Origin of the sequence: endosymbiont of Galathealinum brachiosum (assembly GCA_003349885.1) — a bacterium.
GTDB lineage: Bacteria > Pseudomonadota > Gammaproteobacteria > SZUA-229 > SZUA-229 > SZUA-229.
Window position 1 is genome coordinate 1 of the sequence record QFXC01000006.1, and the last position, 16,775, is coordinate 16,775.

At 41.0% G+C, this 16,775-nt stretch carries 15 protein-coding genes, 4 tRNA genes and 1 rRNA gene; 5 read left to right on the plus strand and 15 right to left on the minus strand.

Annotation, left to right across the window (positions count from 1 at the left end; translation table 11 throughout):
• The 8 genes from tuf to DIZ80_02575 form a co-directional block, all read right to left on the minus strand.
• Positions 1-384: elongation factor Tu (tuf, locus tag DIZ80_02540; GenBank protein RDH85180.1), on the minus strand; the 384-nt coding region annotated here is incomplete at its 3' end.
• 59 nt (positions 385-443) lie between these two features.
• A tRNA-Thr gene (locus tag DIZ80_02545) sits at positions 444-519 on the minus strand.
• Positions 520-607: 88 nt separating this feature from the next.
• A tRNA-Gly gene (locus DIZ80_02550) sits at positions 608-681 on the minus strand.
• Positions 682-720: 39 nt separating this feature from the next.
• Positions 721-804, minus strand: a tRNA-Tyr gene (locus DIZ80_02555).
• A gap of 179 nt (positions 805-983) precedes the next feature.
• A tRNA-Thr gene (locus DIZ80_02560) sits at positions 984-1,059 on the minus strand.
• Positions 1,060-1,294: 235 nt separating this feature from the next.
• Positions 1,295-2,011 carry a hypothetical protein gene (locus tag DIZ80_02565; protein ID RDH85181.1) on the minus strand — a complete coding sequence of 239 codons (717 nt, stop codon included), beginning with the start codon at positions 2,009-2,011 and terminating at the stop codon, positions 1,295-1,297.
• Between the two features lie 20 nt (positions 2,012-2,031).
• The gene (locus DIZ80_02570; GenBank protein RDH85182.1) at positions 2,032-2,796 is read right to left on the minus strand and encodes a hypothetical protein; all 765 of its coding nucleotides are present in this window, start codon (positions 2,794-2,796) and stop codon (positions 2,032-2,034) included.
• Positions 2,783-3,649: a biotin--[acetyl-CoA-carboxylase] ligase gene (locus DIZ80_02575; GenBank protein RDH85183.1), complete on the minus strand. Its 867-nt coding sequence runs from the start codon at positions 3,647-3,649 to the stop codon at positions 2,783-2,785. Before DIZ80_02575 ends, DIZ80_02570 begins: the two co-directional genes overlap by 14 nt.
• A 198-nt stretch (positions 3,650-3,847) precedes the next feature.
• Between DIZ80_02575 and DIZ80_02580 the strand changes: the two genes are divergently transcribed.
• The 3 genes from DIZ80_02580 to DIZ80_02590 are packed head-to-tail and all read left to right on the plus strand — an operon-like array spanning position 3,848 to position 6,053.
• Positions 3,848-4,615, plus strand: a complete 768-nt coding sequence (locus DIZ80_02580; protein RDH85184.1) for a flagellar motor protein PomA — start codon at positions 3,848-3,850, stop codon at positions 4,613-4,615.
• 16 nt (positions 4,616-4,631) lie between these two features.
• Complete coding sequence (locus DIZ80_02585; protein RDH85185.1) at positions 4,632-5,480, plus strand: type VI secretion system protein TssL; 849 nt, start codon at positions 4,632-4,634, stop codon at positions 5,478-5,480.
• 6 nt (positions 5,481-5,486) lie between these two features.
• Complete coding sequence (locus tag DIZ80_02590; protein ID RDH85186.1) at positions 5,487-6,053, plus strand: hypothetical protein; 567 nt, start codon at positions 5,487-5,489, stop codon at positions 6,051-6,053.
• Here DIZ80_02590 and DIZ80_02595 read toward each other — a convergent pair.
• Positions 6,050-7,171, minus strand: coding sequence for a sensor domain-containing diguanylate cyclase (locus DIZ80_02595; GenBank protein RDH85187.1), 1,122 nt, complete (start codon positions 7,169-7,171; stop codon positions 6,050-6,052). The genes DIZ80_02590 and DIZ80_02595 overlap by 4 nt on opposite strands.
• Positions 7,172-7,425: 254 nt before the next feature.
• On the opposite strand from DIZ80_02595, the gene gspC reads away from it, so the two are divergent.
• Both gspC and DIZ80_02605 read left to right on the plus strand, forming a co-directional pair.
• Positions 7,426-8,304: a type II secretion system protein GspC gene (gene gspC, locus DIZ80_02600; protein RDH85188.1), complete on the plus strand. Its 879-nt coding sequence runs from the start codon at positions 7,426-7,428 to the stop codon at positions 8,302-8,304.
• 99 nt (positions 8,305-8,403) lie between these two features.
• Complete coding sequence (locus DIZ80_02605; protein ID RDH85189.1) at positions 8,404-8,739, plus strand: hypothetical protein; 336 nt, start codon at positions 8,404-8,406, stop codon at positions 8,737-8,739.
• A gap of 6 nt (positions 8,740-8,745) precedes the next feature.
• Here DIZ80_02605 and DIZ80_02610 read toward each other — a convergent pair whose 3' ends face one another.
• The 6 genes from DIZ80_02610 to rrf all read right to left on the minus strand — a co-directional run bounded on the left by DIZ80_02610 (position 8,746) and on the right by rrf (position 16,622).
• Complete coding sequence (locus DIZ80_02610) at positions 8,746-11,841, minus strand: CusA/CzcA family heavy metal efflux RND transporter (protein ID RDH85190.1); 3,096 nt, start codon at positions 11,839-11,841, stop codon at positions 8,746-8,748.
• Between the two features lie 15 nt (positions 11,842-11,856).
• Positions 11,857-13,071: a hypothetical protein gene (locus DIZ80_02615; protein ID RDH85191.1), complete on the minus strand. Its 1,215-nt coding sequence runs from the start codon at positions 13,069-13,071 to the stop codon at positions 11,857-11,859.
• A 22-nt stretch (positions 13,072-13,093) separates the two neighbouring features.
• Entirely contained in the window at positions 13,094-13,714 is a 621-nt protein-coding gene (locus DIZ80_02620) for a hypothetical protein (protein RDH85192.1), read from the minus strand.
• A gap of 145 nt (positions 13,715-13,859) precedes the next feature.
• A complete protein-coding gene (locus DIZ80_02625) occupies positions 13,860-15,545 on the minus strand; it encodes a hypothetical protein (protein ID RDH85193.1) in 1,686 nt (561 codons plus the stop codon).
• Between the two features lie 508 nt (positions 15,546-16,053).
• Positions 16,054-16,248, minus strand: a complete 195-nt coding sequence (locus DIZ80_02630) for a hypothetical protein (protein RDH85194.1) — start codon at positions 16,246-16,248, stop codon at positions 16,054-16,056.
• Positions 16,249-16,506: 258 nt separating this feature from the next.
• Positions 16,507-16,622, minus strand: a 5S ribosomal RNA gene (gene rrf, locus DIZ80_02635).
• Positions 16,623-16,775 lie beyond the last annotated feature (153 nt).

Genomic DNA, 16,775 nt, shown 5'->3' on the forward strand with positions numbered 1-16,775 from the left:
AACACCAACCTGACGTGAAAGCAGGATGTGCTCACGTGTTTGAGGCATTGGGCCATCAGCTGCTGAACATACCAGGATCGCGCCGTCCATCTGTGCCGCACCAGTAATCATGTTTTTAACATAATCGGCGTGACCCGGGCAATCTACGTGTGCGTAGTGACGTACGTCTGATTCATATTCAACGTGAGACGTTGCAATCGTGATACCACGTGCACGCTCTTCCGGGGCGTTATCGATTTGATCGAACGCTTTTGCTTCGCCACCTTGAGCTTCTGCCATAACTTTCGTTAATGCAGCCGTTAATGTAGTTTTACCATGGTCAACGTGACCGATAGTGCCCACATTGACGTGGGGTTTATTACGTTCAAACTTTTCCTTGGACATTGCAGTCTCCCCGGGAATATTAAATTAAAATAATTAAAAAACTAAACTTCAAAACAATCTGGAGCTCATAACCGGATTTGAACCGGTGACCTCTTCCTTACCAAGGAAGTACTCTACCGACTGAGCTATATGAGCAAAACCTTTTACCGCCAGCTCAAACCATGGCTACAGCAGTTTCTAAATACACACTTTATATACCTTTATATATACAGCACATATCAATTGGAGCGGGCGGCGGGAATCGAACCCGCGTCATCAGCTTGGAAGGCTGAGGTAATACCATTATACGACGCCCGCAAGCGACTCGTATTACTACCAGCCACTGACTAACTAATTTGGTGGAGCGGGGAGGATTTGAACCTCCGAAGCCGAAGCAGCAGATTTACAGTCTGCCCCCTTTGACCACTCGGGAACCACTCCAAAAACTGGAAGCCGCATATTTTGAACGACCACACCACAACTGTCAATAAAAAGCGGCCCAATTCCTGCTTGTCACCCCAAAAGAAATGACTCTACAGAGTTTGGGCCGCTGGTTTGATCAGATGTAACAATCTTCAAAACACGCAGCGATGACTTCACTGTATGAAATCATCTAAATTTGGTGCCGGCACCATGAGTCGAACACGGGACCTACTGATTACAAGTCAGTTGCTCTACCATCTGAGCTATGCCGGCAAATTCTTTTTTTACTACCACCAGCTAACTCCATCTGAGCTATGCCGGCAAGTCATTCTCTAAAGCAAAAACATGTACTTGCGAGAAGGAGCGCAATTCTAGAGAAAGAAGAGACATTTCGCAATGGGATTTTGATATTTATTTGATTTTTTTTTGGCTTGCGGCTAAAAAAGGCATTTTCCAGTGCAATTCACCCCTTTTAACCCTCTGATGATAACGATATATCTACGTTTGCTTAAGAATCACACTCACGCATCAATTGAGAAACGCCATCTGAAATATATTCATCAACAGAAAACTCGCCCCCCTCTTCTTTTCCCTTTACCTGATAATCTAGCCAGTAAATGTCATATTCACGATAGATAACATTGATTTCAGCTTTAAACCCGAGATCGGCTACTTTTTTCATTCTTCGATTTGCATGTTTTGGCTCTCTAAAATGCCCTAGAGATATACTGTTTTTTGCCTCACCACTTAATACTATATAGAAATCATTAATTTTCTTCTGTCTTAGCTTCTTTGCCATCAGCTTCGCCTGCTTTCTGTCTGGCATTGCGGGTACATATACCCAGTATCTGTGTTTCTCTGATTCCTGCCGTTTTCTAACCGATACATCCGTTACATATTCAGCTATCGATTCACGCAATTGCTGCATAATGCTTTTATCTTTAAACGGCCCCAGAGTAAAACATGACACTTGCTCTGACTTAATTTGCTCAATATTTTCATCCAACTGCAAATCTGCCGTAATATCTGTTTTTTCATCTTTAACACTCTGTAACGACTCTTCTATACTCTTCACTTCATCAACGTCGCCTTCATCCAATAACTCTAACACCTTAAGACCTTCAGCCATTGGCAGAATAACACCCCCTACGCCTACTGGAGACAAATATTGCCAGCCTGCATAAAGTAAATTTAAAATAACTATAAATACCAGTAAAATACGCATATCGTTAAACAGCTAACTCTCTATTTTTTAATTTCAGTTGAAGCAGTATACAACCCCTGCAAAACTAGAAATGGATTATGACTATTTTCATATGTAATCGCACTTGAAACCCAGCCCCCATCACCACCTGTCACAATGCAGTGTATTTTCATACTTGCACATTTCAAATGCGAATCAATTATTGCTGACAAACCACCAGCAATTACCTGACTACATCCCTTTGATATTGAATCCTGTGTTGATGACGCTAATCCTGTGACATCATCATTGCTATGGTTTTTTTCTGAATACTCAATATTTTCCGCACCTGTTACCAGCGAGTTAATCATTGTGCGATATCCTGGCATTATTAACCCACCCAGATGCTGCCCGCTATCACTAATGACATCCAGTGTAATAGCCGTACCACAATCTATAACACAAACCACCTCACCCTCATTAGCTCCACTTACCCTGAAAGCCTCAACCATAGCCAACCAACGATCAACCCCCATATTCTCAGGCACTTTATATGAGTTAATAACATTACATTGCTTTGCCATGGTTTCAGCAAATCTGAAATTTGTATAACCATAGCTATTTAACAAACCGGAAAAGCGCTTTTTAAATCCCTGCCCGGCCACACAACTGATTTCTACCCGCTCAGAAGCAACGGGTAAGTTAGCATTTTTAAAATCTGCTTGCAGACTATCAAGCCTATACTCAAAAACACCGTGCTCACGTATGACGCCGTGCTTAAACAACGCCCACTTAATACGACTGTTACCAATATCAATTGTTAGCATATTTTTTTATCTTCAACTTAATATCAGCTGCATAATACGTTTTTTCTTCTTCATTTATAATTACTCGAAGAGAATGATCGTTACCGTACCCCAATACCTTTGCCTCAACCTCTTCGTCTTCTGTTTTAATAAATACCTTGCGACCGGTAAGCAAGTCTAATTTATTCCAGTCTCTCTCAAATGACATGAAGCCAGACGATTTATACTCCAGCAAACACTCAACCAGAACATTGAACAGCTTTGCCACCAGGTCATTTCTACCATTTAATTCCAGATCAGCTAAGCTTTTATTGTGATTAGAACCTTTCGCTGTTAACGCAGTCAAAAGATCTATCCACGGTTGATCAATTTTTTTTGATGCCGATTCTGGCATGTCAATATTTAAACCCAAACCCACAACAACATACATCTTACTGGAACTGATACGTGTTTCGATCAATAAACCTGCCAGCTTTTTATCGTTTAGCAAAATATCATTAGGCCATTTTAAATCAACATTCACTCCTATCTTACTCATCAATCTCGCAACCGCCACTCCACACGCAAGCGATAATCCTCCTACTTCACCTACCTGAGAAACATCAAATTCACAACCAATGCTCATATAGACATTTGCATTCGCCGGTGACTGCCAAACCTTACCATCTCTCCCTCGCCCTTTAGACTGATGATTTGTTACACAGCCAACAAAACCACCAACACCTTGCTGCAATACTCTCATCACTTCATCATTAGTAGACGTCACGGTATCTAACACCAGCAACCGCGTTATTTTACTTAAAGCAGGTTCAATTAAATACTTACAGACACTGCCTTTCTCTAACTTATCATCTAATTTGAATTTTTCTGCCATCAACTTGCGCTACCTCTAGTTAGGCGCTAACTATCTGTACTTTTAATCTAAATTAGCTACACTCTAATCTAAAGATTATTCGCAATAGTTTAAAGGTTTTACGCCAGACTGCCGATAGTTTTATACCGCGCAACTAAATAGACTCAACCCCGTCAAACAGTCATAGACACCGTTCTGGCGATCACTTAAGGAGACACTGTGGATCTAGCTACCTTACTGGGGCTTATTATAGCCTTCGGTTTTATTGTAGGTGCCATCGTATCTGGTGGATCCTTTATATTATTTGTAAACGTTCCTTCATTACTCATTGTTATTGGCGGCAGCATAGCCGTAGTACTTATGCAATTTACGGTAAGCCAATTTTTTGGTGCGTTTAAAGTTGGCCTAAAAGCTTTCTTACATAAAAGTGTTGATGCCTCTCAACTTATTGAGCAGGCTGGCGTTCTAGCTAATATTGCCCGTAAAGAAGGCATGATGGCTCTCGAATCACAGGAAATTGAAAACCCTTTTCTCAACAAAGGCATTCAGCTTTGCGTAGATGGACACCCTCCTGACTTAGTTCGCAAGATGCTGAGTAAAGACATCAGCCTGACCATACAGCGCCACGAGTTAGGCCAGAGAATATTCACCGCGCTAGGCGATATCGCTCCCGCTATGGGCATGATAGGCACTCTGATAGGCCTGGTACAAATGCTCGCCAATATGGAAGACCCGAAAACAATTGGACCAGCCATGGCCGTTGCACTTCTTACAACATTATATGGCGCCATTATCGCCAATGCTTTTGCACTCCCCATTGCCGATAAACTCGAACTCAGAAGCCAGGAAGAAAAAACCAACCGCACCCTGATACTTGAAACCATAAGCGGCATACAGGAAGGCATGAATCCGAGAGTACTTGAAGAACTACTAAAAGCATTCCTACCAGAAGGCCAGAGAGATACCGAGGAAACTGCAGACGAATAGTCTCGACTAAGCCAAAATGGAAGAAGAAGCAGTAAAATGTCCGTCCTGTCCACCCGCCTGGTTAGCAACCTTTGCCGACCTGATGTCACTACTCATGTGCTTTTTCGTTTTACTGCTATCTTTTTCCGAAATGGACGCTCTCAAATTTAAGCAATTGGCCGGCTCAATGTCCCAGGCGTTTGGTGTACAACGTGATGTAAAAACCAAAGAGATCCCGAAAGGTACAAGTATTATCGCAAAAGAATTCACACCTGGTCGCCCCACGCCAACTGTATTAAAAGTTATGCGTCAGCATACAACGGATGAATATAAGAAAAACCTCGACTTTAGAAAAGGTCCGGAAAATTCGGATAAATCGGGTGAAAAATCCAAGGCTGAAAAACGACTTGAGAAACTTAAAAAAGCACTTAAAGATCAGATCGCGGCAGGTTCAATTGAGGTCTCTGGCGACAACCAACGAACTATTATACGCATCAGAGAAAAGGGATCATTTTCCTCCGGCAATGCAACATTAAGCAGTCGTTTCAAACCTGTACTAAAGAAAATCGCTGACGCGTTAGAAAAGACGCCAGGGAAAATACACATATCAGGTCATACAGATAACATTCCAATTTCCACTTTCAGATTCAGGTCAAACTGGGAACTATCATCAGCCCGTGCGGTATCTATACTAGAACATATTTTACAAATTAATAAAAAAATACCTAATGAACGCATTGTTATTCAGGGTTATGCGGACACAATCCCTCTCGTCCCCAATTCAACACCAAAAAACAGAGCGACTAATCGCCGCGTTGAAATAGAAGTTATTAAGCAGACAGAAACCGTTAAAGACATGCCAAGTTTAATTAAATTTTCCGAGTGATCAATAATGATAAAAATAAACGACAATGAACGCAGGGATTTTTTTAGAATAGATGATGATGTGTATCTGGATTATGCTTCAATAACAGAAGAAGAGTATAAAGCAGCACCTGAAACCCTGCGCAATCTGGAAGATAGCGCATTTAGCCTAAGCGCTAATTTTGCGACATTAAATAACAGCATCAACCCTATTTTAAACAATATAAAACAGCTACATCCGGATATAGGCGAATATCTTGAAGCCTTAAACAGCAAGATTGACCGCTTAAGCCAACATATACATTTCGGCAGTTCTGATTTTGATAACGAAAAGGTATATACAGCTAATATCAGCGCATCAGGCATTCAGTTTGAAACTGATCAGAGCTTTCAGCTTCAGCAAGCGATGAAACTAGAACTGGTATTACTACCAGAAAAAGTAGGAGTATTAATTTTTGGTCGTGTAGTAGATGTAAAAGCGAAATGCATTTGTATTGAATTTGAGCACTTAAGGAATGAAGATCAGGAATTAATGATTAAACATAACTTAAACAGACAAATGAACGAGTTACGCGAAAAGAACAATAACAATTAAATCTTTTCTTCCACATAAACAACAACCTGATTACGGCCTGATGTTTTTGCTTTATACAATGCTTCATCAGCATGTTGTAATAGCTGATCACCAATTTCTTTAGTGCTTAAATTTTTATCATTAAGAGACGATAAAATCTCCAGACCTATTGAAATTGTTACATTTAGACCACCCTGTCCACAGGTAAGCCTTTTATCAGACTGAACAGCCTTACGTAACCGCTCAGCTATTTCCGTCGCTAACTCCAGAGTGACTCCTGGAAGCACAACAGCAAATTCTTCACCACCATATCTGGCAACAACGTCACAAGCTCTAACCTGTTCTTTTATCAGGTTTACTAATTGAGTTAATACCAGATCACCAATGTGATGACCATAGGTATCATTTACTTTTTTAAAAAAATCGACATCAAGAAACATACAGGCAAGATTGTCTCCCTGCCTTAAACTACGTTCAATTTCGTCGTTAAAACGCAAGTCAAAATAACGCCTGTTATATGCTTGCGTTAAAGGGTCCTGATAACCAATCTCTTTTATACGCTGTTGATTTAAACAGTTTTCTATTGCAACTGCTGTCATCGCTGATAACTTTTGCAAGAACGTTGTTGCTATCCCCGTTTGATAACGATTTACATCTCGACTTAATAACAATAGCGTGCCGATTAGCTTATTGTTTCTCATTAATGGCAATAGCGCTGCACTCTTACAAGAATCGATATCATCAATTCCTGCTAACATCCAGTCAAAGCGCGTGAGCACATCTGGACCTAACACGGGGTAGATACTCATTTCAGATATTTGCTGCTGATCTTTTTCAGTATCAAGGATCAGCAGCTTGGACTCATAAAGTGACTTTGCATCCGTATCATGACCATAAAAAAGTTTTTCCGCATCACGATCAAAATCAATCAGGGTCATAACAACATCATGCAGCTGAAAACGAGCCTGCATCTGAAAAAGCACATAATCACGCAATTGCGCAGGCGTATTTGCCGATATAACCTCAAAACCAAACGAATCAAATAACTCCTGCTTTTGCTCATTCGTACGAGCCCGACGCAACAGGTTATCTAGCTGACGTTTGAGTTTACGGTTTTCATTGAAGATAGTGTCTTCCATCTGAATAAGTGTATATCAGATCGTTCGAATTTTTCTTATTTATTGTTAAATTTGCTGAATATTACCGTCTAAATCACACATATAATCCAACAGAGATCATAACAAGCCTGGTAATCATGAATTTATGGCTGATCCTGCCTTAATTCCAACATTTTAAGCTGAACTTAAAATCGACTAATAACTCCGTTTTACCCTGCAAGTGGATTAGTTAACTGCTAATCTACATACATGATATTAAGTCCTGAAAATAGATTATGTCACAGTCGCTTTTAACCCGGCTAACCCATTTAGATTACCCCAAAGTGGTGATAAAAAAATTACCCGTCGCCATTACTATTGTGCTGATTATTTTCTGCGCTCATAAATTATCACAAATTACGCTGGCTTTATTTTCAGATTCTCCAGTATCCAATACAACAAATAACTCTCTCATTAAATCAAGCATTAAAACAAACCATAAACAAAACTATGAAAGCATAATCGCAGCCAATCTTTTTGGCTCGCCTGAAAAAACAATAAAGCCAACACAAATAAAGGCTCCTGAGACCAAACTAAATCTCACCCTGAAAGGTGTGTTTTTCACTACACCGATGATTCATTCAACTGCCATTATTTCTGAGGGAAAAAATGGTAAAGAAGAAAGTTATAACATTGGGGATAAAATTACTGGCAGCGCAATAATTAAAGAAATATGGAATGACCATGTTGTCATAACGCGTAACGGCCATTCAGAAATATTACGAATCATTAAAGATGAAATGCTCGGCGAAGTATTTAGCTTTATCCCCGACTTTAAAAACCTTAAACCATTAGTCGCAAAGACACCGTTGGATATCATCCGGCTTAAAATAATAGACAACCCTTATTTATTAATAGATTACGCAGATGCCGAAGCAGTTAAAGTTAATGGAAAACAGATTGGCTATCAGTTGTTCCCTAAAAAAATGGGTTCTACCACTATAGCTGAGATAGGTATCGAACCCGGAGATGTAATCACATCCCTCAACAACGTAAAATTAATCAATGCTAAAAATGCAAAAATAGCACTTACTAAACTAGTTACAGATAGAGACGTCACCATCTCAGTGAATCGCAAGAACAGTAAATTATCGATTAGAGTTGAACTACAATAAAACAGTTATTATATATTATTGTGATTTACAAATAACACGCATTTTAATTAGAAGTCCTTTACAATAAATTTCTATATTTTTATTTCGGTATTAAACAATATGAAAAAACTAGCTTTTTTAATAATACTATTTCAGTATGGCTGCGCTATTCAACCATCTACTAAAACAGAAAAAAACATCAATATTATTAATGATGAGCATGACATTTATAGCTCACAATATATAGGTAATATTAATTGCACCATTCGAGCAAACAACGAAACAGTGCAAAAAAATATTGCAACTTGCAAGTCAATATTAATAACCGAAGCAGAACAACTTAATGCAGATATCATTCATATTTTCAAAGAAGAAAACTGCTTAAAAGACAACAGCATTAAATGCGCAGCCTCTAGTGCAGTTAACATGTCTGCACGTGCATACATAGATCAATAGAACTATTTATTTAATTTGTAATTGTTTTTTTTGCCAGTAACCATAAACCACTGGCAAGAACACCATCGATACTAACGGCGCTGTTATCATTCCGCCAACCATCGGTGCAGCAATGCGACTCATTACTTCGGAACCGGTTCCTGTTCCAATCAATATGGGCACTAAACCGGCAACAATAACCGTTGCAGTCATCGCTTTAGGCCTTAGACGCTGTAAGGCGCCCTCCATAATCGCTTCGTTTAACGCCTCACTCGTTTGAGGCTGCAAGCGTTTTACCGCACCATCCAAATAAACTAACATAACAACGCCAAATTCTGCTGCCACACCTGCAACGGCAATAAAGCCAACGGCTACAGCAACTGAAAGATTATAATCCAATACCCAGACCAACCAAATCCCACCCACCAATGCCACGGGCAATAACGACATAACCATTAGCGCCTCGGTCATGTTACGGAAATTGATATAAAGCAGAATAAGAATTAAACCTAATGTTAAAGGCACAATAACGCTTAACTTTTCTTCAACTCGCGACAAATACTCATACTGCCCTGACCATTTAAGCGAGTAACCGGGTGGAATCTCGACTTGTTCAGCGACAATTTTGCGTGCACTTTTCAACCAGGTACCTATATCAATATCGCCAATATCTATATAGGTCCAGCCATTTAATCGGGCATTTTCACTTTTTATCATTGCCGGACCATCACGGATAATAATGTTAGCGATATCACCAATCGGCACCCTTTCCCGCTTAGTATCAACAGGAATTTGTTTAATGCGCGATAAAGATTCTCTAAAACGCGGGGCCATCCGCATACGAACTGGATGACGTTCTCGCCCTTCTATTGTATAGGCTACATCTTCACCACCTATGGCGGTACGCACAACTTCCTGTACCTGACCGACACTAACACCATAAAGCGCTGCAGATTCAGGGTTCATTTCAATATCTATATAACGAGCCGAATCCACGCGCTCTGCAAAGGCTGATTTAGTACCTGGAATACCACTGACAACTTTTTCGATTTTTTGTCCGAGCTTTTCAATCACTTTTAAATCTGGCCCCGCCACTTTAATACCCACGGGTGTACGGATGCCTGTAGCCAACATATCAATACGTGCAGAAATTGGCATTAACCAGGTATTGGTTAACCCTGGCACATTAACCGCTTTATCAAGCTCATCTCGAATACCAGACAATGTCATTCCCTCGCGCCAGTCTTCTTCTGGCTTTAAGCGAATCGTTGTCTCAATCATCGTCAACGGTGCTGGATCAGTTGCCGTATTAGCTCGACCTATTTTTCCAAAGACCTGTCTAACTTCTGGAACCGTTTTTATCATACGGTCAGTTTGCTGAAGTAATTCCGCTGCTTTACCCGCAGATAAACCCGGCATGGTACTCGGCATATACAACAAACTACCTTCGTTAAGTGACGGCATAAATTCTACACCTAAATTTCGCCACGGCAATAACGCACTGACTACAATAAAAAAGGCGATACCCAAAATTGTTTTTGGATGCTTCAAGGAATAATCTATGACCGGCCTATATGCAGACATTAAACCTCTATTCAGTCGATTATCTGTTTCACTCTTAATATTGCCGCGAATAAGATAAGCCACTAATGCGGGGACTAATGTAATCGATATTCCTGCTGCCGCTGCCATTGCATAACTTTTTGTAAAAGCCAGTGGCGCAAACAAACGGCCTTCTTGCGCCTCTAATGCAAAGATAGGCACGAAGCTCACGGTTATAATAATAAGTGATATAAATAACGGCCGACCGACTTCAACCAGGGCATCAATGAGAACCGGCGAATCAGCGGTTACCTCTCTGCCCTCCATGCGTTTATGTACATTTTCAATCATCACAATGGTGGCATCCACCATGGCACCAATTGCAATTGCAATACCCCCAAGAGACATAATATTTGCGGTGATGCCTTGCAATGACATCACCACAAAAGCTGCCAAAATACCTAAAGGCAACGACACCACAATGATTAACGAGGAGCGCATATGTAACAAAAAAACGGCACAAACTAATATCACAACAATAAACTCTTCGATTAAACGGAAGCTTAAAGTATCAACCGCGCGGTTGATGAGTTTTGATCGATTATATGTCTCAACAATTTCGACCCCTTCCGGTAAACCTTGGGAGAGTTCAGCCAGACGTTGCTCAACACGTTCAATCGTTGATAGCGCATTTTCGCCATAACGCATGACAACAATACCGCCAACCACTTCACCTTCACCATCCAGTTCAGCCATTCCACGACGAGTTCGTGGCACTTCAACCACATCAGCTAAATCACCGACACGGGGCACCGCACTGAAGTCCCAGCGTTTCAGAATAGGCACTTTTTGAATGTCTTCTATACTGCGCAGGTAGCCTTTACCACGAACCAGATATTCAGCTTCAGCTATCTCAATCATTGAGCCACTGACTTCCTGCGCCGCATCAGAAATAGCGTGCCGGAATTCGTGATAGCTAATATCCTCTCGCTCCATACGAACAGGGTCTAACTGCACTTCGTATTGCTTTTCCATCCCGCCAATAGTGGCAACTTCCGCAACACCGGCAATACTCGTAAGCTCATAACGTAAAAACCAATCTTGTATTGCCCTTAAATCAGCCAAATCGTGAGCGCCACTACGGTCAACAAGCGCATATTGGTAAATCCAGCCCACACCACTAGCATCAGGTCCTAATACAATTTTTGCATCAGAAGGCAAACGTTCGCGGATTTCATTCAACGCCTCAAGTACTCTAGAGCGCGCCCAATAAGGGTCAGTGCCATCTTCGAATATTACGTAGATATAGGCATCACCGGTAAAAGAATAAGCACGCACAGTACGCGCACCCGGTGCAGCTAACATGGCTGTGGCGAGAGGATAGGTAATCTGATCTTCGATGGCTTGTGGCGCCTGCCCCTGATGTGTAGCACGGATAATCACTTGTACATCAGATAAGTCAGGGACCGCATCAAGGGATAGCTTACTGGTGACATAAATACCGCCAATGGTCATCATAGCGGCAAGCACTAAAACCATTGCACGATTATTTACCGACCACCTTATTAGAGCTTCAATCATGGTTTCTTATCTTTCTTATTCCGCTAACCGTGAAAAACCGGCGCGTAATGTTGATTCAGAATCAATAAGGAACTGCGCTCTAACTACCACCGCATCTCCTTCTTCCAAGCCTGATTTAATCTCGGCCCATTCTGCACCTACAAAGCCCACTTCAACATCTACCGGTTGAAATTTTCCGCTGCTCAGCAACTGAACAACACGAGACTGTCCTTCAACAAGAATAACGGCCGTTGACGGAATACGTAACGCTTCTGCATTAGTACCCGCATTAACATATGCTCCGACAAAAACTCCTCTTTCTGTTGCATCTTTTGGTACTTCAAAATCCGCTTGAATAGAACTGTAAAAACCTGCGTCACCATGCTCAACTTCAATCACTCGACCGGGCCATTTTTTACCGGGCATATGGGGCAAGTCGAGCTGTGCATGTCGACCACGTTTAACCGCTCGTGCTGCTCGTGCATAACTGCGCAATCGTACTCGTGCAATATTATCTGTTTTTACTCTGGCTATTTTTTGATTGATTTTCAGTTCCGTCCCCACATCTGTCGACATTTCTAAGATGCCAGAATGGGGTGCCTCCAGGATAAATTCAGGTGTTAGTTCCATATCATTAATACGGTCGGTACCATCAAGCACCGCCTGACGAGAATCCATAGCCGCCAGTTGTTTTCTAATTTCTTTCATGCCCTGATAATCACGATTTTTTTGCGCGAGTAAATAGGCATCCTGTACTTTTTTAAATTCAGCTGATTCAATCGATAAAATAAATTCACCTTCGGCAACCCAATCACCGACCCTGGCAAATACCTCTTTTACCTTGCCATTAATTTTTGTCTTTATCTCTGAGACAGTTGCAGGAGTAACCGTTTCAACACTGCCACTAGCAAACACCTGTTCTGATATACGTCCGCGTTCCGCATGGGCAATTCGCACACCCAGGCTATTGCTCATCGCAGAAGAAACTGCAATACCAGAACCATCAGAACCTTCATCACTCAGCTCTTTTATTTCTAAATCCATACCGCAAATAGGGCAACTACCTGGCTCATTTGAAACCACTCCAGGATGCATAGGACAAACGTAACCCGGCATTAGGTGTTTTGCCGCATGCTCGACCGCCACTTCATGCGACTGATCATCAGGTGCTGGCAATAAATATTGACTGACTAAGAAACCACTGATTAGCCCACCAAGAAAAACAATTAGGAAAGATATTTTATTCATCATAGATTAATTTTCTTTACTTTTATTAATTGCCAGCACTGATATTGAAATTTAAATTCACCCGCCTTTTAGATTTAATCGGGTTACTGCTTGCGTGAAAAATATCATCTTTAAAAAGCAGACCTGTGTTTGCTTTTGGTGTGACACGTTCTCTGAGAGTTAAAGTGCTGGGGCAACCTTGTCCGGCGGTTTCGTTAAAAATAAACGTGTCGCCATCCGAGTCTTCTAAATAGTATAAAAAAATCCAGTTAGTTGCTTTGTTTTCAAAATAAGATGGATCAATATGCGGCATATTAAAATTTTCTTCTGTACTGCCATTGAGTTGTGTTTGCAAATTGGCTTTTGCTCGAAACACCTCGACTGAACGCTGCAACTTACTGTAATTTGATTTTTCCGCCATAAAATAAAGCAGAGGTTTTATCTGTTCCCAATGCGGCGATGAAATATGATTTTTAACATGAAGCGCATGGGAAAAACCGCAACTTGAAACAATTTCTGGATTTCCCGTAAACGGGTTATTAATTGCAGGATCTATAGAAATTTCTGGATTATAATGCCATGGCAAATCAGGATGCGTAATTAAATCATGAATATCCTGCCAGTATGCCTTAGGTAAAACATCTTCAATAATAGTAAAGCTCTTCACGACTCTAACCTGTAGTTATAAATATACGTTAATGTTTTTAATTAATAATAGTGTACCGAAATCATAAATGCTTAATAAAAAAAGAAGACGACCAGAGCCGCCTTCTTTTTTAAACATGAAACCGAGGTTTCTATTTGCTTAACACTTACTTAGCGTCTTCTACACGAATACGTACTGAAGCACCATGTGGATCTGAGTGCTCATTACCTGTGTAAGCGTGACCGCCAGGAGCGTTAGCTGGAGCATCATCAACACTGTTGTAAGTACGAAGCACTGTAATCAACTTACCAGAATCGCCCTTGTTATTAAGCTTGATAACGCCAACACCTGGGCAAGACCCCTGTGCATTGTGACCAACTGATACCGGGATAGGACCACGAGTCGCAACAACTAAGTGCTTACCGTCTGGAGTAGTACCCATTAGATCTGGAGCTGGATCATTTCCTGGAAGACCTGCATCATCAGTTACAGAGAAAGCAGCACATGGACCTGTACCTTTACCTTGACCATTTGCAGATGTCAGATCGTAAGAACCAACATGCTGCATAGTTTTAGTATCGACAACTTCTACAACATTCTGTAAACGGTCAGCCTGGTGAATGTAACGACCATCAAGAGTCTTTGCCATACCGTGTGCATCACGACGAGTAGTGATACCTGGTAATTGACCAGTACCGTTACTAGCAGCACCAGAAGTGTTACCAATCGTTGCTGTGTTTGTAGCATCTTTGAATAATACTGTAGGAGCAGGTAAGTTTTTACCACCGTTACCAGCAGCAATTGCCGCATCATCAATGCCATAAATAGTCATAGTAGATTGAGTTGCACCTGAACCAGCTGCAGAAGCACCTGCATTTAGGAATACATTTCCATCAACTTCAAGACCACCACAACCAGCGCCGTTTACCGTTTCACGATCGTATTCTGCAACAATGTTCATTGGAGTAGCATTACCGTCAGCAACTAATAATCCGCCACCACCCATTGTGATATATACGTTACCAGTGCTAGTTACGATAGGACAAACGATGACATTTGCAGGACGTTCAGCACCTTGACGTGCATCACCAGCTGGAGTTGTAAGACCCATGTCAGCTATTGCATATGAACCTGTTACACCACTTGGAACCATACCTGCACCATTAAATGCAGAAGCTGGATCAACGATTACAGGGTTAGAACCCACGTTTACTGAAGCACTTAGATCATAATTAGCGCCAGTAATGTTGCCATCAGTGTCGCGATCTATATTGATACGCTCAAGAACACGACCGTGTAAATTAGCTAAAAGTAATGCAGAACCATCATGATTCCAGAAAGACATATGTAAAGAACGACCGTGACCAGTTTTAGTTACCTGAAATAAGGCAACCGCTTTTTTAGTAGCACCGTCGATAATACCAACATAACCACCAGCAAGACCACCAGTTACAAACATGTTGATGTTCATGTATTTCTGTTGTGGATCAGGAAGCATACCGTGTAAACGACCAAATGCTTCGCCTGCATTATGCAATTCTTCTAAAGTAGAACCTGTACCTGTTTCGACTAACTCATCACCTGGGAATATATCGTTAATATCATATGTAGTAACAGGAGCAATATCTTTACCGTGAGAAGAGATTTGCTTCTCTACGTCTTCGCCTTTCCATACATGCATGTAACTACCAGAAACACCACGACCAGCAGCGCCAGCAACAGAGTTAGATTGATCAGAAGCATATACTTCATAAGGAGCAGAACCTGCACCTGGACCTTTAGCGATGGCTACAGATGAAACTAGCGCAAGGCCAGCAGCAAGTGCAGTTAATGTTGTATTTATTTTGTTCATTTATGACACCTCAATAAGAATTATTATTAATAATCGACTTCAAAAATCGAGAAGACTATTGAGCTGGATAAATGCTTACTTTATGCCAATGATGATAAATGATGTTTTTTCAACAACTTATAGGGTCTATGTGACTTTAGATACGCAAAAAATTAACTATTATTGATATATGTCAATTTGTTCGACTAAAAACGAGCAATATTGATCATGGAATCTGGTGGAATCAATCTAAAAATGCTCTTTTAGGATACAAAACATAAACTTAAAATACTCATTTTTTAATTAAGGTATTTATAAGTAAATAAAGGACATAATCTAGATAAATGATGTATTGTTCGGAAACTCTTATATTAACTCTATATAAATCAACAGGTTAATTAGATAATAATTATAGATTTAGGTATAAAACAAAGTGTCAATGAATTTCGTTAAATATGTCATTATGACATGACAGAGTGACAGAAACCGCGACATTTTGTCGCATGACTATAAAATCATGTGCAGTAATTTATAGCCTATTTCTGGATATAACATGATGTCCTAACGGAGTCGTCACGACACCAATAACTTCTGCGGCATCACTAAGGGGACGAAGCGCAAACAGCGCGTTCCATCCCCGCGTGCGATGTAGCTTTGCTTTATCTCGTTCGTTCTTTATCTTGTCTGCTCTTTTTCTGGGATTAAAATGCGGCGGCCTCTGCATTTTCTACAGACAAAAAAATACCCGGGCCATTGCGGGCCCGAGTATTTTAGGTATTAAATCCTGGCAGTGTCCTACTGTATTCGCGCTATCCCTGCGCTCACCCCTTCGGGGCCATGGTGGTAAAAGCCTCCACCATGTTAAAAAACGCTCCCGGCGTTTTTTTCACATGCCCATGCTCGAGCAGCACACTGCTTTTGTACATTCTACAGGCAAAAAAATACCCAGACCATTGCGGGCCCGGGTATTTTAGGTGTTAAATCCTGGCAGTGTCCTACTCTCACATGGGGAGACCCCACACTACCATCGGCGCTAAAGCGTTTCACTTCTGAGTTCGAGATGGGATCAGGTGGTTCCACTTCGCTATTGCCGCCAGGAAAGGCGTTTTGAGACTCTTCCGGTATCACTACCGGGTCTCGTAACTGACTGAACTTATAGAAGCGTAAGTTCAGTCAATTTAAAATCTGGATTCAAGTTAGTTACACATACATCATCATTACTACTTTCATAGCCAATGTGATTAATTTTAT